The sequence below is a fragment of the Bifidobacterium sp. SKU genome, from assembly GCF_026016405.1.
Classification (GTDB): Bacteria; Actinomycetota; Actinomycetes; order Actinomycetales; family Bifidobacteriaceae; genus Bifidobacterium; species Bifidobacterium bifidum.
Window position 1 is genome coordinate 319,630 of record NZ_CP092890.1, and the last position, 21,499, is coordinate 341,128.

Genomic DNA, 21,499 nt, shown 5'->3' on the forward strand with positions numbered 1-21,499 from the left:
AGTACTGCATGATATAATGCAATATATATTCACGACAGCCGAGCTGTACCGCAGACGAGCGACTGGGGGCCTTAGTCTCGCTTCGCGACAGACCTTCGGGCCCTGCAATCACGGATGCCCTGTGGGCGCTCAGGGTAGTGCCACCACTCTCTTCCCCTAATCCTTCCGGATGAGGGGAGAACCGGTTCGCCGCAAGGCTCATACCGCCGCCCGATGGCCGGTCGCGTGCCGCCTGCGTAATCTCGGAGGTATGAACACAGCAACATCGCAATCTCAGTCCCGCGCCCGGTCTCAGTCGTGGACACCGGTGATCGAGGCCCGTGACCTGGTCATGGACTACACCGCAGGCATGGCCCGTGTGCAGGCGGACCACAGTGTCACCGGCGTGATGCCGCGAGGCGCCGGAACCGGCGGCCCCCATCCGTATGCGGCCGGCGGAACCGGCCACGCCATGCCCGCCGTGCATACGCTAGCGCTCAATCACGTGAACTTCGACTTGGCCCCCGGCGAGACGGTCGCCGTGATGGGACCGTCCGGTTCCGGCAAGTCGACGCTGCTGCACGCGCTCGCCGGCATCATCCGCCCGACATCGGGCACGGTGACCTTCCAAGGCGCGAATCTGACCGCGATGAGCGACGCGGACCGGACCAAACTGCGCCGCGGTGCGTTCGGCTTCGTGTTCCAATCCGGACAGCTGTTGCCCGAGTTGCCGGCGGTGGAGAACATCGCGTTGCCGATGATGCTGGACGGCGTCGACTACCGTTCCGCCACCGATGCGGCGATGCTGTGGCTGGAACGGCTGGGTTTGCGGCAGCTGGCCTCGCAGCGGCCCGGCGAGATGAGTGGCGGGCAGATGCAGCGCATCGCCATCGCCCGCGCGCTTGCCGTACAGCCGGCGGTCGTCTTCGCCGACGAGCCGACCGGCGCGCTCGACCAGGCCACCGGCCGCGAGGTCATGAGCATTCTCATGGATGCCGCGCGTGATAATGGCGCTGCCGTGGTGATCGTCACTCATGATCCCAACGTCGCCGGCTTCTGCGCCCGCACGATGACGATGCAGGACGGCCGCCTCAGCCAGACGGCCGACGCCGGCCTTGCCCCCGCTGGCGGGGTTCGGCATCCGCAGGCTGACTGGGGGCGGCCCGAGAGCGCTGAACCACCCTCAGTCTCGCTGCACCCGGCAGTTCCCGCAGGAGGCGCCCAATGAGCACGTTCGCACTATGGCGGCTGTTCCACCGCCCAGGCCGGCGCGGCGGCTCCGGCCACACATCGGCGTTGGCCATCGTCGCGTTCGCGGCGGCGACGGCCATCTTCCTGACCGTGCTGGGCGGCGTGCACGGGTTCATCTGGCGCGCGTCCGCCGACCATACGCTGAAATGCCTGATTGACAGGTCGACCTGCGCGCCGGGCACGTGGGCGGTGTGGGCCGGACGGCTCAAGGACCAGCACGACTGGGCGCAATACGCCAGCACGTACGTGATGCTGGCGGCCTTCGCCTGCATACTGCTGATCGTGCCGTTCGTGGCGCTCGCCGGCTCGGCGGCGCGATTGGCGGCATCGCGGCGGGACGCGCGATTGGCGGCACTGCGCCTCGCGGGCGCCACCACCAGTCAGGTGACCAGACTGACCGCGTTGGATGCCGCCGGACAGGCGCTCATCGGCGCGTTGATCGGCATCGTCGGCTATTTCGCGATCATGCCGCTGATCATGCTGCTGAATTTCCAGGATCAGAGGTTCACGTTCGAGCAGTTGTGGGTGGGATCCCTGTCGCTGATCGTCGTGCTGGTGGTGGTCACGGTCCTGGCGCTGATCTCCGCATTGCTGACGCTGCGTCGGGTCGCCATCACCCCGCTGGGCGTCACCGCTCGGACCGCCCAGCCGCTGCCCACGAAGTGGCGCGTAATCGTGTTCCTGGTCGTGCTGGTGGCCGCGATCGTGCTGTTCAAGAACCCGCAGGGCCTGCTGCATTACGGTGAGGTGACGATGTATGCGGTGATTATCGGGTTCATCGCGCTGTGCTTCGCTCTAGTGAACCTGATCGGCTCATGGGTGGTGACCGCACGGGCGAGGTTGCGGTCCCGCCGCCCTAAGGACGCCGCCACGATGATCGCGATGCGGCGCATCCTCGACAATCCCAAGCGGGCATGGCGCAATGTGTCGGGCATCGCGCTGGCGGTGTTCATCGCTGGCATCACCTCGATCTGCGGGTTCATCGGCGCATCGTCGACCGCGCCTGTCGAAGGCGTACCCGAACCGGGACTGGCCTTCATCCGCGACATCGGCACCGGAGGGTTGCTGACGCTCGGATTCGCGGCCGTGCTGGCGGCCGTCAGCTCCGGAGTGATGCAGGCGGGCAGCGTCTACGACCAGGTTTCCGAATACCGCATGCTGGTGTTGGAGGGGACGGACGTGAAAACGTTGAACCGTGCGCGTTTCATCGAGGTGCTGACCCCGCTCAACACGGTGGTGGCCGTTGCCGGCGGCTGCTCGATGCTGCTGATGTTCCCGCTGTTCGCCGCATCCATGACCAAACCCGCCACGCTGCTCAGCTTCTTCGGCGGCATAGCGTTGTGTTACGCGCTGGTCTCCGTCGGCGCATTCGCCTCGAACCGTGTCGCCGCCAGCCTGAATCTCACCGACTGGCGTGCCGACGACTGATCGCACGCTCTCAGAACTCGCAGATAGGGGGGGCCTTTTCGTTAAAAGGCCCCCCCTATCTGCGAGTTCTGAGAGCGTCAACTCAGCAGAGCGGCGATAACCGCGATGAATATGGGGCTCGTCATCGTGCTCATCAGGATGCCGTCGCGTGCGAACGTAAGTCCAACGTTGTACCGGGCGGCGTAATTGTAGACGTTCTGGCCGGTCGGCAGCGCCGCCAGCACCACGCAGGCGTACAGCGTCGCGCCGCGGAATCCCATGACGAAATAGGAGAGCAGGAAGGCGATGATCGGCATCACGATGTTCTTCAGTACGGCTACGGTGAAGATCGCCGGGCGGTCGCCCTTCTGCTGCAGCGGCTTGGTGCCGTGCAGCGACATGCCGAACGCCATCAGGATCATCGGAACCGCGGAGTCCCCGATCATGTCAATCGGGTCGAAGATGAAGTTCGGCACGGGGAACCAGCCGATCTTCGCGTCGATCGCCGAAACCAGGATGCCGCCCAGGGAGCCGATCAGCAGCGGCTGATGCAGCGGCTGCTTCAGGATTTCCTTGACCGATACCTTGCCCTTGGTGGTCACGTCGAGCACCGTCAGGCCGACCGGCGTGAAGATCGCCTGCTGCATGACCAGGATCGGTGCCACCAGGGCTCCGTTGCCGAGGATGTACGTGGCTATGGGCAGGCCGATGTTGTTCGAGTTCAGATACAGTGAGTTCAGCGCGCCGACGGTCGCGTCTGCCGGCCCCAAGTGGAAGAACAGCTTGTTCAGCACCAGGAACAGCGCGCCGACGAGTACAGCGGAGAAGAACGCCACGATGATCGACGAATGGAAGATCTCGAAGATCGGCTCTTTCGACAGAATTGCGAACATCAGACACGGGCTGGACACGAAGAAGCTGAAACGGTTGAGCACCATCTGGGCGCTCGGCCCACCTATGCGCATTCGAGCGGCCACATATCCGACTCCGATTACGATGCCGATGACGCAGAAGCCTTCCATCGCGTTTAATAGACCCGGCATATTCCCATCCCTTTTCCGTTTGCTGGCAAACCCCATACTGCCATACGCATGTGTTTCGCGAGGTTCTGTCTCATAACGTAGGCGAAACCCGTCTCGCGAGCCACGGTAGCACGGCATGCTGCGCGTCGCGCGCTTGTTCTCGCCGCCGACGGGGAGTTCGACCGTCTCATTCCGGCCCGGCAACGGGCTCCGACGGGACGTGCTGCCGTTAGGATGGTCAGCATGACTACGACAACGACGATGGCAGCGGCCGGCGCTGACCCGCGCTCGGCGATCGCGCCGATCACCTGCGACACGACCGGCACGCGCGAGAAGGCGCTCGCCTCACTGCTCGAACAGATCATGGACTCGTATTCCGTCAGCGATGACGAGAAGCCGCTGGCCGACGCCGTGGAGGCGTTCCTGCGGTCGAAGCCGCACCTGACGGTGCACAGGCACGGCGACACGGTGGTCGCGTCCACGTCGCTCGGCAGGCCTCGGCGCGTGGTGCTCGCCGGGCACCTTGACACGGTTCCGGTGATCGACAACTTCCCGCCGCGCTGGCTGACGCCCGGCGACCCGCTGATCCGGGAGGACGTCGCCGCGGCGCACCCCGGCGAGCGGGTGATGCGGGGCCGCGGCGCGACCGACATGAAGGCATCCGACGCGGTGTTCCTGTACCTCGCCGCCACGCTGGTCGACCCGCAATATGACCTGACGTACGTGTTCTACGACCATGAGGAGGTTGCGGCCGAGAAGAACGGTCTGCGGAAGGTGGCCGAGGCGCATCCCGATTGGCTCGCCGGCGATTTCGCGATCATCGGCGAGCCGACTGACTGCGGCATCGAGGGCGGCTGCAACGGCACTATGCGGTTCGACGTGGTCACGCACGGGGTCGCGGCGCATTCGGCCAGGGCATGGATGGGGGAGAACGCCATTCACAAGGCCGCCGATGTCCTGAACCGCCTGAACTCCTACGAGCCGCGAACCATCACGGTGGATGGGCTGGATTATCGCGAGGGGCTGAACGCGACGCTGATTTCCGGCGGCAAGGGGACGAATGTCATCCCCGACGAATGCCGTGTCCATGTGAACTACCGGTTCGCGCCCGACAAGACGCTGCCGCAGGCGAAGACACTGATGATGGGCGCGGATGCCGGCGCGGAGCTCGGCAATGGCGAGCATGTCGCCACCGGTGGCGTGTTCGAGGGCTTCGGCATCGAGATGAAGGACGAGTCGCCGTCCGCCCGGCCGGGCATGGACGCGCCGATGGTGGTGTCGTTGGCGAAGCTGGTGCGTGAGCGTACGGGACGGGAACCGCTGGCGAAGCTCGGGTGGACCGATGTCGCGCGGTTCTCGCTGCTGGGTGTGCCCGCGGTGAACCTGGGCGCGGGGAGCCCGCTGCTTGCGCACAAGCATGACGAGCAGATCGCCGAAAGCGAGTTGGCGACCATGGCCGGCATCCTGGAGGACTGGCTCACCGGCCGCGCGTGAGCGGGGTTCGGGCGCGGATGTCGGCATCCGTGCCATCGAATAGTGTGCGGACGGCTGCCCGCACAACGCTGTCAGTTGGCGCTGCAGGTTTTGTCGACGATGTCGTCGCCGTCCGCATCGGTGACGATGATACGGATCCTGACACCGTTCGCGGAGCGAAAGCGTCTGCGTACAAGCATGGGCTGAGCGTTGTCGCCACGCCAAAAGAACGTTGAATATGGTGAGATGGTCATGGCCGGTCAAATTGTGTGCCATACTTAAAGATGGTGGTTCTGCAAACCACCTGAGCGTGAAAGGCGTCGATCCCCTCGCATGCATGAAGATGCGCGAGCGCTGGTGTCCGCCGAAGCACGCACACGGACTTTTAACGGATTTGCTTCCTGCGGGCGCAAGCGTAGCGCGGCCACGGTGAGAGCGTGGTGTGAGACCGCATGAGGCCATGAGTGTGCGACGTGGTGCAGCACGTCGTGAGGAGTATCGTGCCTAGTGTGAACGATAACGGTTTCAGTCGTGACGAAACCGAAGAACAGCAGCCTACCCACGCCGATGCGGCCCAGTCGCCTGATTCGGCCGATAAAACGCCTGCGGCGCCGCGTCGTCGTCGCGGTGGCCGCCGCGTGGTTCGTGGCGCCGGTGCCGCCGGTGCCGCGGTCGCGCTGAAGGTCGAGGACCATTCCGCTCCGCTGTTCGCGGAACCCGTGGTGGAGCAGCCCCTTCCCCGTCGTCGCCGCTCGAAGGCGGCCGACGAATCGCCGGAGGCCAACGAGCCGGAGACCGCCGCATCGGCCGATTCCGAAAAGAAGGATGATGCGCGGCACGCCAAGGCCGACGGCAAGTCTCGGTCCGCGTCGCGCTCCTCGAAAGCGACGAAGCGCCATGACGATGACGCCGATCAGGCCGAACCCCGGCGCACCCGCGTGCGTCGTCGCACCGCCATGTTCTCCTCGCGCGAGGACGCTTCGCCGGCCGTTCCGGGCGAGCCGTCGGATGACGACCTCGGCGTCGATACCGGCACCGATATCATCGTCCGCGATGATTCCGCCGATCTGTCCCGCGCCCTGGATGTCGTTAGCACGCTGCCGCAACCTGCGCCGCGCGCTCACGCGATGACGTCCGTGCTGTTCCAGGAGCCGGTGCTGCCCGTGCCGGAAATCGTGCGCGACGCGCGCGATGACGACCGCGAGGATGACGACCGCGACAGCCGCGGCGGTGGCAAGTCCCGTCGCTCGCGCAATGGTCGTGTGTCACGTGACGGCGCGCAGGGGGACAAGGACAAGAGCGCTTCCTCCCGTCGCGATATCGACGGTCTGAGCCACATCGAGCGCGTCGACAGCTTCGATACCGACGACAGCCGCAGCCGTGACGAATCCGGCGAGGCCGACGAGCCGGTGCGTTCGTCGCGCCGCAACCGTCGCCTGAACGCGCAGGAGCGCCGTGCGGCCGCCGAAGTGGAGCAGATCGAGGAGGACCTGGAGCTCGACGGCATCTCCTATACGCCGGTCGACGACGAGGAGCCCTCCGAGGATTCGGGCACGAGATCCCGTCGCCGTCGCCGTTCCCGTCAGAACCGTGCCGACGACAGCCGCGGCAACGGCGAGTCGGACAGCAGCCAGTCCGCGGCGCAGCAGGATGAGCCGGCCAAGCCGTCGTCCCGCCGCACACGCGACGAGGAAGAAGACGATGACTCCAACGTCACCCGTCGCCGTCGCCGTCGCCGCTCGCGCGCGTCCGACGAGCAGGGTGACGATGAGATGACCGTGCGCCGCTCGCGCAAGCAGCAGTACATCGACGAGATCACCGACGTCGAGGGCTCCACCCGACTGGAGGCGAAGAAGCAGCGCCGCCGCGACAACCGCCGCGAGCGCAGCCGCCAGAGCCAGCTGGTCGAGCAGGACTTCCTCGCGCGCCGCGAGCACGTGAACCGTCTCATGGTGGTGCGCGAACGCGGCCATCACACGCAGATCTCCGTCATCGAGGACAACGTGCTCGTCGAGCATTACGTCTCCGACATCCAGGAGGTCGCCACGGTCGGCAACATCTACCTCGGCCGCGTGCAGAACGTGCTGCCGAGCATGGAGGCGGCGTTCGTCGACATCGGCCAGTCCCGCAACGGCGTGCTGTATGCCGGTGAGGTGAACTGGGACGCGACCCGCCTCGAGGGGCAGCCGCGCCGCATCGAGCTGGCGTTCAAATCTGGCGACCCGGTGCTCGTGCAGGTCACCAAGGATCCGATCGGCCACAAGGGCGCTCGCCTGACTTCGCAGGTCACGCTCGCCGGGCGTTTCCTGGTGCTCGTGCCGTCCGGCGGCATGACCGGCGTGAGCCGCAAGCTGAGCGAGCGCGAGCGTTCGCGCCTCAAGGGCATTGTCTCGAAGATCGCGCCGAAGGACATGGGCGTGATTATCCGCACCGCGGCCGAAGGTGCCAAGGAGGAGGCGATCGTCAAGGATCTGGAGAGCCTGGTCCGCCAGTGGGAGCGCATCAACGCCAAGCGCGAGGAGTTCTGGCACGGCAAGCGGCCGAAGCTGCTGCAGGGCGAGCCGGACGTCGCGATCCGCGTGGTGCGCGACATCTTCAACGACAATTTCGGCGAGCTGATCGTCGAGGGCGACAAGGTGTACGAGCGCATCGAGGAATACCTCGACACGATGGCGCCCGATCTCAAGGAGAAGTTGTCCAAGTGGGATCCGTCCGAGCATCAGGGCAAGGACGTGTTCGACAAGTGGCAGATCGACGCGCAGCTCAGGAAGGGCATGGAGCGTCAGGTGTACCTGCCTTCCGGCGGGTCGATCGTCATTGACCGCACCGAGGCCATGACCACGATCGACGTGAACACCGGCCGGTTCATCGGCCGCGGCAAGAGCCTTGAGGAGACGGTGACGCGATGCAACCTGGAGGCGGCCGAGGAGATCGCGCGCCAGCTGCGTCTGCGCGATATCGGCGGCATGGTCATGATCGATTTCGTCGACATGGTGATGCCCGCCAACCGCGATCTGGTGCTGCGGCGTCTGGTCGAATGCCTGGCGCGTGACCGCACCAAGCATCAGGTGGCGGAGGTCACGTCGCTGGGTCTGGTGCAGATGACGCGCAAGCGCATCGGCCAGGGCCTGGTCGAAGCGTTCTCCGAGGAGTGCCCGACCTGCCATGGCCGCGGGTTCATCTTGCATGACGAGCCGACCGTCAGCGCGGATTACGACGATCCGTATGCGCTCAAGGGTGGCGATCCGTTCATCAAGACCAACAAGCACGGCCGCGGTACGGATGTGCAGGTGCCGCAGGGCTCCTCGCCGGATATCAAGGCCAAGCTCGCGCAGATCGCCGCCGCGGCGGTCGCCGCGAACGGCACCGACGAGGATGAGTGACCCGACGCGCTGAATGAATCATGATTTCCGGTGTGTCAACCTGACACGCCGGAAATATGATTTGCGTTAGTACATGGGTCAGTGTAGATTAGATTGCTGGTGTCTGACCAGCGGCTTGCGTGCGTCAGGCAAGTAGCTTTTATAACACCATAGCAAGGAACGAAGCATGTACGCGATTGTGAAGGCCGGTGGCCATCAGGAAAAGGTCGAGGTCGGTGACGTGATTCTCGTCAACCGTCTTGAGGCGAAGAAAGGCGAGACCGTTGAATTCCCGGTCGCGCTGGTTGTGGATGGTGCCAAGGTGACGCTGGGCGCCAAGGATCTCGCCGCGGTGTCCGCCAAGGGTGAAGTCATTGACGACGAGGCCAAGGGCCCCAAGATCAACATCATGAAGTACAAGAACAAGACCGGCGTGACTCGTCGCAAGGGTCACCGTCAGAAGCTGACCGCCGTGAAGATCACGGCGATCGCCTGAGCCAATACAGGAAGGATCTGAATCATGGCACATAAGAAGGGTGCTTCCAGCTCGCGCAACGGTCGCGATTCGAAGCCTCAGTACCTCGGCGTCAAGAAGTTCGGCGGCGAAGCCGTCGTCGCCGGCAACATCATCATTCGTCAGCGTGGCACCAACTTCCACCCTGGCCAGAACGTCGGCATGGGCAAGGATCACACCCTGTTCGCGCTGACCGACGGCAGCGTGAAGTTCGGCGTCCGTCACGACCGCAAGGTCGTCGACGTCATCGCCGCCTGAGCAATACCGCATCAAGCGTCAAGCCGCATCCCACCCGGGTGCGGCTTTTTTCGTTTGCCGCCCTGGCGCATTCCCGGCACGCCCGCACCGCACGGCGCATCCCCACAGAGCCGTCACGCCTGTGCCATGCGATGTCACGCCTCCCTCATCAGGCACCACATCACTCTCCGAGGAGCCCCCCAACCTCCTCTGGTACACCGGTACATTACGGGTTGAAATAGCCGATTCCGGCAATTCCCCGTGTGAAATCGCCGTTTTCAGGCCTCAAAACGACCATTTGGCACGGGTAATTCCGGATAACGGCTATTTCAACCCGTGTTTTGGCGCATGGCGGCGCTTATCGGGGCTTGGAATGGTGTCGCTGCGATCACGGTCGGCCTTTCCGGGCTTATGCCTGCTGGCCCACATGTGTGGGTTACGAGTGCGGCGCGCGGCCCGACATCACGCGTGTCATGGTTGTATGCCCATATCTCTGAGCTGCCGGACGATTCGTCCCGGATTGTCAAGATCCCTGTAGTACATGCGCACCATGCCGATCGCATACTGCGACATGCATTGCTGGCGTTTCCGTTCCTCATCCACTACTTCGCGAATTTCCCGGCCTGAAGTCATATGCGGATCCACATACTTGCGAACGCCATCGAATTCCCCGACGATTACCGAGCCGTCTTCACGCTTCCAGAGAAAATCACTGCGATGCTTACGGCCGGGATGATCGAGACAGGGGAATTCCACCTGAATGTCGTCAGGAGGGCAGCCGGCATCATGCAACATGCCGCGGGCCTCGGATTCGCCGCCGTTCTCGGCACGCCGATCTGCAAGCGCGAACGCGCGCTCGACGGCGGCGCGGTTGCGTGAGTATTTCACGCTGGAGGGATACGCCCGGAGCACGGATTCGCTCACGAGGCCGTTGCGGAGCGCACAATCCGCCGGCCCGAGGGCGTAGCGCAGAGGCTGGCATGCCGCGAGGTCGAACAGTGTCTGCAGCAAGCTGATGACCTTCACTCCCTGGACCACGGTGATGTCCGGATGCGTGATCGCGTGATGCGATATGTGCCTGGTGTCCTGATGATGCGCGCCGGGGCTCGCGACGATGCAGATTGGGAATGCCAGCCGATAGGAGCAGTCGAGCCCGTGCATGATGGCGGCCGTAGGGCCGCAGAACACCCAATCAGGATGTTGGATGGCGAGCGCTCGTACGATATGGCGAACCTGTTCATGCGGATCAAGCGATTCCCAATACGCGGGCTCTGCGTACAGGCCGCGGAAGACTCTCAGCACGGCGCCGGTCTTCACTCTCCTGCGTATTGCCTGTATGTCCGTGTTGGTGGAGGGAATGGTGCAGCGTCGCTCCTGCCGTGCAACGGCGAAAAGTCTGTCCAGCGAATGATGCGTCCCCATATGCCAAGTGTAGGGGGTCTGGGCTCGCGACATCTGCGAATTCGCGATGAGCCTATTCCGCCGGGAAATCCGGATGATGGCGGAGCATACGGTGGAGTGCAAGGCATCCATTCGATTGCGCATAGGCGGCGACGGCCCACATTCGCGCGTCATGTGCCGTGCCCTCTCATCATGTATCGTGTTTCCCCGCGTCATGTGTTGTGACCCCCGTGCGTCCCCTCCGGTACCGCGCCTCCCTCATCAGGCACCACATCACTCTCCGAGGAGCCACCCCACCCTCCTCTGGTACACCGGTACATTACGGGGTGAAATAGCCGTTATCCGGAATCCCCCGTGCCAAATGGTCGTTTTGGGGCCTGAAAACGGCGATTTCACACGGGGAATTGCCGGAATCGGCTATCTCAACCCGTAATTTGAGCACTTGTGAAGACCTCCGCACGGATTGGGGGGGGGCAGAGCGACCGGGGCTGCTCCGCTGCGGGCGGAGTGAGAGAACCTGGGGAGAACCGGGGGTCAAGGTAAGGTAGAGCGTTATGAGTGATTTTGTGGATAGAGTGACCGTTCATGTCAAGGGCGGCGACGGCGGCAATGGATCCGCCGGCATCAGGCGCGAGAAGTACAAGCCGTTGGCAGGCCCGAACGGCGGCAACGGCGGCAACGGTGGTTCCGTGGTGTTCGTGGCCGACACGAACGCCACCAGCCTGCTGGACTACCGGTTCATGCCGCATCGCAACGCCGGCGACGGCACGATGGGTCTGGGCGACGTCAAGGACGGCTCCAAGGGCGCCGACCTGATCCTGCCGGTGCCGCTCGGCACTGTGATCTTCGCCGCGGTCGGCGCTCAAGGCCGTCCCAAGCGTCCGGGCGAGCAGCTGGCTGATCTGCGCCATAACGGCGACAAGTTCGTCGCGGCTGCGGGCGGCGCGGGCGGTCTGGGCAACGCGGCGCTGGCCAACAAGACCCGCCGCGCTCCGGGTTTCGCTCTGCTGGGCGAACCGGGCGAGGAACGTGATGTGATCCTGGAGCTCAAATCCATCGCCGATGTAGCGCTGGTGGGCTTCCCGTCGGCCGGCAAGTCGAGCCTGATCGCCGCGATGAGCGCCGCCAAGCCGAAGATCGCCGACTACCCGTTCACCACGCTGGTGCCTAACCTGGGTGTCGTCGTCGCAGGCGACCACCGCTATACCATCGCCGACGTGCCCGGCCTGATTCCCGGCGCATCGCAGGGCAAGGGTCTGGGATTGGAGTTCCTGCGCCACATCGAGCGCACGGAGATCATCGCCCACGTCATCGACTGCGCGACGCTGGAGCCTGGCCGCGACCCGGTTTCCGACTACCATGCGCTGGAGCATGAGCTCGCCGAATACGCCGACAAGCTGGAACTGCCGCTGGGCGCCATCCCGATTCCGGAACGCCCGCGCATCATCGTGCTCAACAAGGTGGATGTGCCGGAGGCCAAGGAGCTCGCCGATTTCGTGCGCCCGGACTTCGAACGTATGGGATTGAAGGTGTTCGAGATCTCCACGGCTTCTCATGAGGGGCTGAAGGAGCTGAACTTTGCGCTGGCGGCCATGGTCGCCGACATGCGGCAGGAGGTCGCCAGCCGCGAGCAGGCCGAGGAGGAGGCGCGCGTCGTCATCAATCCGTTGGAGAACCGGTCGAATCGTCGCCGTGCGGCTGCGAACGGCACTGCCGATTTCGCCGTGGCCCGCAAGGAGGGCGATGGCGGTTTCTGGTACGAGGTGACCGGCGCGAAGCCCGAACGTTGGGTGGTGCAGACCAATTTCGACAATGACGAGGCCGTCGGCTATCTGGCCGACCGACTCGCCAAGCTTGGCGTCGAGGACGAGCTGCGCCGGCTGGGAGCGAAGCCGGGTGACGAGGTGCGTATCGGCAAGGGGCAGCGTGCCGTGTCGTTTGATTGGGATCCGACCATCGCCGCCGGCGCGGAGATGCTTGACGGCGCTCAGCTGGGTGCCCGCGGCCGCGATCTGCGTCTTGAGGATCAGGAGCCGGGCGGCCGTCGCCGTACCAATGCGGAGCGTCGTCGTCAGTACCACGAGATGATGGACGCCAAGGCCGCGGTGCGCGAGGCCATGATGGCCGAACGTCAGGCCGGTCACTGGGCCGATCCGAGCGTCGACGACGACCGTCACGACGAGCAGAGCCTGTTCGGTCGCGGCGAGGACGGCGACGAGAATGACGGCGGTCTGGCCTGACACCTGCCCCCCCAGTCAGCTTCGCTGCCAGCTCCGCCAGCGGGGGGGGCTGGCGCGGAGCGACTGAGGATGGCTGGCACATTCGTCTGCGGTTCCACCAGCGCGGCGGCCGCAGCGTGGAACGGCGGCGTCCTATGACACCGGCGTCTGCGATGATTCAAGATATACGTGATCGGGAAGGGAGTGCGTGTTGTCCGTCACTGAATCGGATGTGCGCCGCGCCATCGCAGGCGCACGGACCATGGTCGTCAAAGTCGGTTCGAGCTCGTTGACGCAGCCGTCCGGGCATCTGGATGTCAAGAAGCTGAACTCCCTGGTGGCCGCGCTGTCCGCCGCCTCGGCGCAGGGCGCCCGCGTGGTGCTGGTGTCGTCGGGCGCCATCGCCGCGGGTTTCGGCCCGCTCGGCTTCGAGAGCCGTCCGAGTGACGTGGCGACGCAGCAGGCCGTCGCCGCGGTCGGCCAGGGGCTGCTGATGGCGCAGTATGAGGCCGCGTTCGGTCGTTTCGGCGTTCGGGTCGGCCAGATTCTGATCACTGCCGAAGACACGATCCGCGCGGTCCAGTACCGCAACGTGCAGCGCACGCTGAACCGTCTGCTGGAACTCGGCGTGGTGCCGATCGTCAACGAGAACGATTCGCTGGCGAGCAACGAGATCCGTTTCGGCGACAACGACCGGCTTTCGGCACTGGTGGCAAACCTCGTCCGGGCCGATGCGCTGGTGTTGCTCACGGATGTGGACGGCCTGTATACAGCTCCGCCGAGCACGCCGGGCGCCCGCCGCATCGGCTTTGTGCCGAATGTGATCGACACGATCGGCGACGTGCAAGTCGCCGGTTCGTCGTCCGGGGTCGGCACGGGCGGCATGGTCACCAAACTGGATGCCGCCCGCGTGGCGGCCGCGTCGGGCATTCCCGCCGTGCTGACGAGCGCGACGAACACCGGCCCGGCGCTGATGGGCGATCCGGTCGGCACGGTGTTCGCGCCGGTGAAGCACCGCGGTTCATCGCGTCGGCTGTGGATCGGCTTCGCGTCCGACCCGCGTGGAGCCTTGGTGGCGGATGCCGGTGCGGCCAAGGCGGTTCGAGGCGGGCGCGCGAGTCTGCTCGCCGCCGGCGTCGTGGAGGTTCACGGCGAATTCTCCGCCGGAGACCCGGTGTGGATTGATGACGAGGCGGGCGCGCATCTGGCTCGCGGGCTCGCGGGCTTCGACTCCGAGGAGATCCCGCAGATGCTCGGCCGCAACACCGCGCAGCTCAGGCGGTTCCTGGGCGACGAGTTCGCTCACCCCGTGGTGCACCGCGACAATCTCGTGCTGGTCTGATTCGTCGCGCAACGAGAGCCGCCGTGCCGAGCGTAGTCGGGGTCTGTTGTTTTTTCGTGCTCTGGGTTTAGCATGGATGGCATGACTATGGCTGACTGGCAGACTTTTTCCGACCGTATCAACAATGTGGCACCGAGCGCGACTCTTGCCGTCGATTCTAAGGCGAAGGCGATGAAGGCCGCCGGCGTCGACGTGATTGGCTTCGGCGCGGGAGAACCCGATTTCCCGACTCCCGCGGATGTCGTGGATGCCGCCGTCAAGGCGTGCAACGACCCGCGCAACTACAAGTACACGCCCACCGCCGGCTTGCCCGAGCTGCGCGAGGCGATTGCGGCCAAGGTGCTGCGTGACTCCGGCTACGAGGTGACCGCCGATCAGGTCGTGGTGACCAACGGCGGCAAGCAGGCCGTGTACGAATCCTTCCAGGTGCTGCTCAATGACGGCGACGAGGTCATCATTCCCACGCCGTTCTGGACGAGCTATCCGGAGGCCGTCAAGCTGGCCGGCGGCAAACCGGTCGAGGTGTTCGCTGGCGCCGACCGTGGTTTCGAGCCCGACATCGCCGCCATCGAGGCCGCCCGGACCGAGCGCACGAAGGCCATCATCATCACCTCCCCGAACAACCCGACCGGTGCCGTGTGGAGTCGCGAGGCGATCCGCGCGATCGGCGAGTGGGCCGTGGAGCACCACGTGTGGGTCATCTCCGACGAGATCTACGAGCACCTCAACTATGACGGCGCCAAGACCGCATACGTCGGCGTCGAGGTCCCCGAATGCCGCGACCAGCTGCTGGTGCTCAACGGCGTCGCCAAGACCTACGCGATGCCTGGCTGGCGAGTTGGCTGGATGGTCGCCCCCGCGCCCGTCGCCAAGGCCGTCGCCAAGCTGCAGGGCCATTTGAGCTCCAACGTTTCCAACGTTCCGCAGCGAGCGGCGCTCGCCGCCGTCGCGGGTTCGCTCGACGAGGTGCATATGATGCGCGAGGCATTCGACGCCCGCCGCAAGGCCATTGTCGCCGCCCTGAACGATATCCCCGGCGTCCACTGCCCGACGCCCACCGGTGCGTTCTATGCGTTCCCCGATGTGACCGGCCTGCTGGGCAAGCCGCTCGGCGAGAACGGCACCGTCGTGAACACGTCTTCCGAACTCGCCGCGGCGCTGCTGGACGAGGCCCATGTCGCCGCGGTTCCGGGCGAGGCGTTCGGCGCCCCCGGATACCTGCGTTTCTCGTATGCGCTGGCCGATGACCAGCTCGCTGAGGGCATGCGCCGGTTCCGCCGCTGGGTCGGCTGAAACCGTTGCAAGAGGTCGTGCGCGGTATCTGCCGCGCACGCCGCGGCACGCCGATTACGCGCCGGTCGAGACACGCGATTGGACGAAATCGGCAATCCCCGCTAATATGGCCTCTTGGCGGTTTTGCCAAGTAACGGACACGTAGTCTTGCGTGCCGGGTACAGTGGGCAAAGTTCACCTAGGGAAGTGGCGCAATTGGTAGCGCAACGGTCTCCAAAACCGTAGGTTGTGGGTTCGAGTCCCGCCTTCCCTGCCAAGTATTTGCAACCAACACACAAAAGGATGAACATGGCGAAGGCAAGCAATGCGGAGAAAGCGGTCAAGCCGAATGTATTCATGCGCATCGGCCTGTTCATCAAGCAGATTATCGATGAGCTTCGCAAGGTGGTCACCCCCACTGCGAAGGAACTGTTCTTCTGGTCTCTTGGCGTGTTCATCTTTGTCGTGTTGCTGATGCTCCTCGTCACGGGCATGGATTTCGGTCTGGGCAAGCTCGTGCTGTGGGTGTTCGGCTGATCCATCGACCCTGAAGGTGAAAGTTACGCATGACTGATGAAGTGAATCTCGATAACCTCGACGCACTGGCGGATCTTCCCGATTCGGCCGACACGGCCGTTGAAGCCGATCCGGTTGCGGACGCGGCGGTTGATTCCATCAATGACAATGCCGAAGAACAGCCCGCCGCGGCTGATGACGCCGTTGAATCCGACACCGCCGAAAACGATGCGGAAGCGTCCGGCGACGCCGACGAGCAGGAATCCGAAGAACTCGATGCGGGCGCAAAGGCCGTTGAGGAGTTCTCAAAGTCGCTGCGCACCCTGGAAGGCAAGTGGTATGTGCTCCACACCTATTCCGGTTACGAGAAGCGCGTGAAGACGAACGTCGAATCCCGTGTCACTAGCTTTGGCCTGGAAGACAAGATCTTCCAGATCGAAGTGCCGATGGAGGAAGTCGACAAGCACACTGACAAGGGCAAGAAGGTCATCACCCGCGTCCGCATTCCCGGCTACGTGCTCATCCGCATGTGGCCCGACGAGGATGCCCGTCGTATCGTGCGCGAGACCGAAGGCGTGACCGGCTTTGTCGGCCCGACCAAGGATCCGGCGCCGCTGTCCCGCAAGGAAGTCGTCGCCATGCTGGCGCCGATGATCGCCTCCGAAGCGCTCAAGAAGGCCGGCGATAAGCCTGCCGCGGCCAAGAAGCGCGTTGTCGAGGTGTCCTACGCCGTCGGCGATCAGGTCACCGTCATCGACGGGCCGTTCGCCACGATGGCCGCCGTCGTCTCCGATGTCGAACCCACCACACAGAAGCTCACCGTGCTGGTTTCCATCTTCGGGCGCGACACGCCGGTGGAACTCGGCTTCCATCAGGTGGAGAAGCTTCAGTAAGTCGTCAGACGTTGTTTGCATGAACGGCGGTCGGTTTTCCGGCCGCCGTTTTGCGTTGCCGGCACCATTTGTGCCACGACATGCCACGCACGTACAATGGCTCTCATGGCATCCAAAGGAAAACCGTCACCGCGTTCCGCGGTCAAGCCGCTGTCCAATGCACAAGTGAGCAGGCTCGCCAAGGCGCACACGCTCGTCGATCCGATGCACGACCTGCCGACCGGCCCTGATCGCACGATCAACGAGGCCGAAATCGCCGCGCAGAACCCCAAGGGCACCTCACGGCTGCTCAAGGGCGTCGATGTCGTGTTCCGCGCAAGCTGCAGGACGTACGCCTGGGGGCTCGACAACATCCCTGAAACCGGCCCGTTCATCACCGCGGCCACGCATGTGACCATGTTCGACGTGTTCGTGCCGATGGCGTCGCTGTTCCACATGGGCCGTCGCCCGCGCTACATGGCGAAGGCCGAGATGGCGCACTGGCCTCTGATCGGCAAGTGGTTCCAGATTGTAGGCATGCAGCCGGTTCAGCGCCGGTCCGGCAAGGCACGGGCCATCGAGGAGACCTCGGTCGAGATTCTGACGAGCGGCCGCCCGCTGACCGTCTGGCCGGAGGGCACGGTGACCCGCGACCCGAAGAAATGGCCGATGAGCATGAAGAACGGCGTCGGCGTGATCGCACTGGAGGCATCGCGCCGGCTCGGATACCAGGTGCCGCTGTTCTGCGCGGTGACGTGGGGTGCGGCGAGCATCAACCACTGGTGGCCGTGGCCGCGCAAGAACGTCGTCATGTGCTACGACGCGCAGCTGGATTACGCTGATCTGCTGGTCGACAGCGAGTCGTGGGGCGATGAGCCTCCCGTGGAGCTCGCCGACGAGCTGACCCGCCGGGTACGTGTGCGCATGACGCAGGTCATGGCGGAGATCCGCGGCGAGCGTGCTCCCTCCGGCTACTGGGATTACCGTACGATGAGCCGCGTTACCGACTGATTCCCGAACACGACGGACATCCGAGACGCCCGCGCAGCGCCATGCCGCGCGGGCGCGTTCATACCTGCGCGACGTGCGCATGGAGGTCTCGTATCCGGGGCTGGAGTAGGGTAGTGGGTTATGAAATGTACTGTATTGGGTGCCGGCGCATGGGGCACCACTTTTGGCCAGGTGATGGCGGACGCGGGCAATGACGTGACGATGTGGGCCATCGAGCCCGAAATCGTGGAGGGCATCCGCGACCGGCACCACAATGCCGTTCGTCTGCCGTCCGTCGCCAAGCTGCCCGACAACATGACCGCCACGGGCGACCGGGCGCAGGCCGTCAAGGACGCCGATATCATCGTCGTCGCCATCGCCGCCCAGTTCGCGCGCGTGGCGCTCGCCGAGTTCAAGGACCTGATTCCCGATACCGCCGTCGTCGTCAGCCTGATGAAGGGCATCGAGCGGAACACCAAGAAGCGCATGGATGAAGTGGTCCGCGAGGCCCTCGACCTGCCGGCTGAGCGTTTCGCCGCGGTTTCCGGACCGAACCTGAGCAAGGAGATCGCCGACCGTCAGCCGGCCGCCACGGTCGTCGCCTGCGAGAATCTGGACAATGCGCGCAAGGTGGCGTCCGCCTGCACGACCAGTTACTTCAAGGCGTTCATCACTTCCGACGTGATCGGACTGGAGATGTGCGGGTCGTTGAAGAACGTCGTCGCGCTCGCAGTCGGCATGGCCCGTGGAGCCGGATACGGCGAGAACACCGCCGCGATGATCGAGACGCGTGGACTGGCGGAGCTGACTGCGCTTGGCAAGGCCGCAGGTGCCGATCCGAAGACGTTCGCCGGTCTCGCCGGCGTGGGCGATCTGACCGCCACCTGCGGCTCGCCCCTGAGCCGCAATTACACGTTCGGCGCGAATCTGGGCAAGGGCCTGAGCGTCGAGGAGGCCACGAAGGTGAGCAACGGCGTCGCCGAGGGCGTGCCGACTACCGATGCCGTGGTCGCGCTCGGCGACGAGCTCGACGTGCCGACTCCGCTCGCCTACGCGATGAGCCGCGTGCTGAACGAAGGCATATCCTGCCAGCAGATGCTCTCCGAACTACTCGGCACCGAGATCACCGAGGAGTAGGCTGCATTAACCACCCCCAGTCTCGCTGCGCTCGACAGCCCCCGCCAGCGGGGGGGCGTTAGCATATGCCCCGCAGCGAGACGGGGTGGTTCGCGCCATCGGCAAAGCTAATCTCACCGGTGCCCACCCTGCTGAGTTTGGCGGGTTTTGCAAGAGGCGAATTGTTACGGGGCGGTGCGCCATCGCACGTATTAGGCTATGACCCAGTATGTGCAAAACATGGCATGGGAGGAAAACATGGCTGAAACGGCCAAGATTCGCGTTGTGGTGATGTATGGCGGCAAGGCCGACGAGCATTCGATTTCCTGCATTTCGACTGCCGGCGTGCTGCGCGCGCTTGACACCGACCGGTTCGAGCCGGTGCCGGTGGGCATCACCAAGCAGGGCCAGTGGATCGTGGACGGCGAGGACCCGCGCGGATGGGATATGGCCGACGGTCTGCCGGTCGTCGAGAAGACTCCCGGCTCGCGCGACGTCGTGCTGGACGTGGCGCTCGGGCAGGATGGCTTCTTCGCCCGCAATGACGACGGCACGCTGAGCTCGCTGGGGCACGTGGACGCGGTGCTGCCGGTTCTGCACGGCCCGTATGGCGAGGACGGCACGATTCAGGGTCTGCTGGAGATGATGGATGTGCCGTACGTCGGTTGCGGCGTGCTCGCGTCCGCCGCGTGCATGGACAAGCATTACACGAAGGTGCTGCTGGCCGCCGCCGGCATTCCGGTCGCTCCCGGCATCACCGTGGACGCGCGCGGCTTCGACGCGGTGTCGCGGTTCGCCGCTGATGCCGATGGTCTGCTCGCTCGGGTCGAGGAGGCCGGACTGGCGTACCCGCTGTTCGTCAAGCCGTCCCGCGCCGGATCGAGCTTCGGCGTGACCAAGGTGGAGCATGCCGGTGACGCCGCCGAGCTGGCCGCCGCCGTGTTCGAGGCGAGCCATCATGATTGGCGAATCCTGATCGAGCAGGGCATCGACGCGCGTGAGATCGAGTGCGCGGTGCTGTGCCCGAAGGCCGGCAGCGAGCCGCAGGCCAGCTGGCCGGGCGAGATCGTGCTCGACAAGCGCAACAGCGGCGACGACCAGTTCTACGACTTCGACAGCAAGTACATGGATTCGTCGGCGAGCCATGTGGAGGTGCCGGCGAATCTGCCTCAGGAGACTCTGCAGCAGGTGCGCGAGACCGCGGTCAAGGCGTTCAAGGCGGTGGATGGCGCCGGCCTGAGCCGCGTGGACACGTTCGTGACGCCGGACGGCGAGGTGATGGTCAATGAGATCAACACGATGCCCGGTTTCACGCCGATCTCCATGTATCCGAAGGCATGGGAGGCGACCGGCATCGGCTATACCGACCTGATCACCAAGCTGATCGACGGCGTGCTGCGATAGAAACCGACGGCACGGTTAGGAGAAACACTATGGGAAAACATGTTGGCGGCAAGCTGGTGCTTGCCGGAGCCGTAGCCGCGGGCGCCGCGGTCTGGGCCATCAAGCCGCGTTCGTTCAGCGACAAGCAGCGTCATTTCGTGCCGTCGGTTCCGGACGTATGGTATGCGCATCGTGGCCTGCATGACGCGGGATCGGGACTGACGCCGGAGTATGCGGCGCACAGCGGCGAGTATGTGGCGCTGGCGCGTCGCTGCGCATTGCGCGCGGGATACGGGACAGCTGACTTCAGCGGCTCTATCGCCCCGGAGAATTCGCTGGCTGCGTTCGCCGCCGCCTGTGAGGCCGGATTCGGCATCGAATTGGACGTGCAGCTCACCAAGGACGGCCGCGTGGTGGTCGTGCATGACGATAACCTGTTGCGCGTGGCCGGAGATCCGCGCAAGATCGCCGACCTGACGTATGAGGAGCTGTCGCGCATCCCGCTGTTCCCTGCGCCCGCGAAGCCGGGGGATGCCGAGGCGGCGCCCGTCGCCGACCCGGTGGCCGCCGCACAGTTCGCTCCGCAGGGCTACTACCAGCACGTGCCGCTGTTCGTCGACGTGCTGCGCGTGATCGCGGGACGTGTACCGGTGATCGTGGAGTACAAGTTCACCGACAACGCCGCGTGGGGCGAGCGGGCGGACGAGCTGATGGAGAAGGGCGACCAACTGCTGCAGGCGTATGACGGCCCGTATGTGATCGAGTCGTTCCATCCGGGCGCGGTCAACTGGTACAAGGAGCACCGTCCGGGGGTGTGCCGCGGCCAGTTGGCAGAGCCGGCGTCGCTCACCGGTACCGGGGCCAAGGAGTGGCTGGCCGGGCTGTTGGCGTTCGATTGGATCTCCCGTCCGGACTTCGTGGCGTTCGACTGGCATGGCGGCCCCTCTCCGCAGCTGCGGGCCGCACGCTGGATGGGCGCGATACCGGTGTCGTGGACGGTTCGCAGCGCGGACGAACTCGCCGAATGCGACCAGTATTTCGACCGCCACATCTTCGAGTCGTTCGTTCCGGATAGCAAATAGTCCTTTTATATAGTGCGTGCCCCCGTCGCGAAGCGACTGGGGGCATTAGCGTCCGTAAGTG

Annotated in this window: 17 protein-coding genes and 1 tRNA gene; 16 read left to right on the forward strand and 2 right to left on the reverse strand. The window is 64.8% G+C overall.

Annotated elements, in window-relative coordinates; translation table 11 throughout:
* Positions 1-250 precede the first annotated feature (250 nt).
* Both MMB49_RS01445 and MMB49_RS01450 read left to right on the forward strand, forming a co-directional pair.
* A complete protein-coding gene (locus MMB49_RS01445) occupies positions 251-1,207 on the forward strand; it encodes an ABC transporter ATP-binding protein (protein ID WP_229940914.1) in 957 nt (318 codons plus the stop codon).
* On the forward strand, positions 1,204-2,658 hold the full coding sequence (locus MMB49_RS01450; protein WP_003811699.1) for a transporter: 1,455 nt from the start codon (positions 1,204-1,206) through the stop codon (positions 2,656-2,658). Before MMB49_RS01445 ends, MMB49_RS01450 begins: the two co-directional genes overlap by 4 nt.
* A 77-nt stretch (positions 2,659-2,735) precedes the next feature.
* Here the strand turns inward: MMB49_RS01450 and MMB49_RS01455 are convergent, their stop codons facing one another.
* Positions 2,736-3,680, reverse strand: coding sequence for an AEC family transporter (locus tag MMB49_RS01455; protein ID WP_003811702.1), 945 nt, complete (start codon positions 3,678-3,680; stop codon positions 2,736-2,738).
* Positions 3,681-3,902: 222 nt separating this feature from the next.
* Here MMB49_RS01455 and dapE point away from each other — a divergent pair, with 222 nt between their 5' ends.
* From dapE to rpmA, 4 genes are all read left to right on the forward strand, one after another.
* Positions 3,903-5,153 (forward strand): succinyl-diaminopimelate desuccinylase, encoded by a 1,251-nt coding sequence (gene dapE, locus MMB49_RS01460; protein ID WP_013363038.1) that lies wholly within the window; start codon positions 3,903-3,905, stop codon positions 5,151-5,153.
* A gap of 479 nt (positions 5,154-5,632) precedes the next feature.
* Positions 5,633-8,515, forward strand: coding sequence for an Rne/Rng family ribonuclease (locus tag MMB49_RS01465; protein ID WP_047271993.1), 2,883 nt, complete (start codon positions 5,633-5,635; stop codon positions 8,513-8,515).
* A gap of 166 nt (positions 8,516-8,681) precedes the next feature.
* Complete coding sequence (gene rplU / locus MMB49_RS01470; RefSeq protein ID WP_003811712.1) at positions 8,682-8,990, forward strand: 50S ribosomal protein L21; 309 nt, start codon at positions 8,682-8,684, stop codon at positions 8,988-8,990.
* A 24-nt stretch (positions 8,991-9,014) separates the two neighbouring features.
* Positions 9,015-9,266 carry a 50S ribosomal protein L27 gene (gene rpmA / locus MMB49_RS01475; protein WP_003811713.1) on the forward strand — a complete coding sequence of 84 codons (252 nt, stop codon included), beginning with the start codon at positions 9,015-9,017 and terminating at the stop codon, positions 9,264-9,266.
* 450 nt (positions 9,267-9,716) lie between these two features.
* Here the strand turns inward: rpmA and MMB49_RS01480 are convergent, their stop codons facing one another.
* Entirely contained in the window at positions 9,717-10,562 is an 846-nt protein-coding gene (locus MMB49_RS01480) for a CTP synthase (protein ID WP_003824484.1), read from the reverse strand.
* A 638-nt stretch (positions 10,563-11,200) separates the two neighbouring features.
* Here MMB49_RS01480 and obgE point away from each other — a divergent pair.
* The 10 genes from obgE (at position 11,201) to MMB49_RS01530 (ending at position 21,438) form a co-directional block, all read left to right on the forward strand.
* Positions 11,201-12,886 (forward strand): GTPase ObgE, encoded by a 1,686-nt coding sequence (gene obgE / locus MMB49_RS01485; protein WP_003815401.1) that lies wholly within the window; start codon positions 11,201-11,203, stop codon positions 12,884-12,886.
* Positions 12,887-13,127: 241 nt separating this feature from the next.
* Positions 13,128-14,207 (forward strand): glutamate 5-kinase, encoded by a 1,080-nt coding sequence (proB, locus tag MMB49_RS01490; RefSeq protein WP_229026517.1) that lies wholly within the window; start codon positions 13,128-13,130, stop codon positions 14,205-14,207.
* Between the two features lie 87 nt (positions 14,208-14,294).
* On the forward strand, positions 14,295-15,500 hold the full coding sequence (locus tag MMB49_RS01495) for a pyridoxal phosphate-dependent aminotransferase (protein ID WP_003811723.1): 1,206 nt from the start codon (positions 14,295-14,297) through the stop codon (positions 15,498-15,500).
* Between the two features lie 180 nt (positions 15,501-15,680).
* A tRNA-Trp gene (locus tag MMB49_RS01500) sits at positions 15,681-15,756 on the forward strand.
* 32 nt (positions 15,757-15,788) lie between these two features.
* Positions 15,789-16,016 (forward strand): preprotein translocase subunit SecE, encoded by a 228-nt coding sequence (gene secE / locus MMB49_RS01505; RefSeq protein WP_013389486.1) that lies wholly within the window; start codon positions 15,789-15,791, stop codon positions 16,014-16,016.
* 29 nt (positions 16,017-16,045) lie between these two features.
* Positions 16,046-16,888 (forward strand): transcription termination/antitermination protein NusG, encoded by an 843-nt coding sequence (gene nusG, locus MMB49_RS01510; protein ID WP_047271469.1) that lies wholly within the window; start codon positions 16,046-16,048, stop codon positions 16,886-16,888.
* A gap of 105 nt (positions 16,889-16,993) precedes the next feature.
* Complete coding sequence (locus MMB49_RS01515) at positions 16,994-17,878, forward strand: lysophospholipid acyltransferase family protein (protein ID WP_003815408.1); 885 nt, start codon at positions 16,994-16,996, stop codon at positions 17,876-17,878.
* 120 nt (positions 17,879-17,998) lie between these two features.
* Positions 17,999-18,994: an NAD(P)H-dependent glycerol-3-phosphate dehydrogenase gene (locus tag MMB49_RS01520; RefSeq protein ID WP_003811732.1), complete on the forward strand. Its 996-nt coding sequence runs from the start codon at positions 17,999-18,001 to the stop codon at positions 18,992-18,994.
* A 237-nt stretch (positions 18,995-19,231) separates the two neighbouring features.
* A complete protein-coding gene (locus MMB49_RS01525; RefSeq protein WP_047271471.1) occupies positions 19,232-20,377 on the forward strand; it encodes a D-alanine--D-alanine ligase family protein in 1,146 nt (381 codons plus the stop codon).
* A 29-nt stretch (positions 20,378-20,406) separates the two neighbouring features.
* A complete protein-coding gene (locus MMB49_RS01530; protein ID WP_047271473.1) occupies positions 20,407-21,438 on the forward strand; it encodes a glycerophosphodiester phosphodiesterase family protein in 1,032 nt (343 codons plus the stop codon).
* Positions 21,439-21,499: the final 61 nt, after the last annotated feature.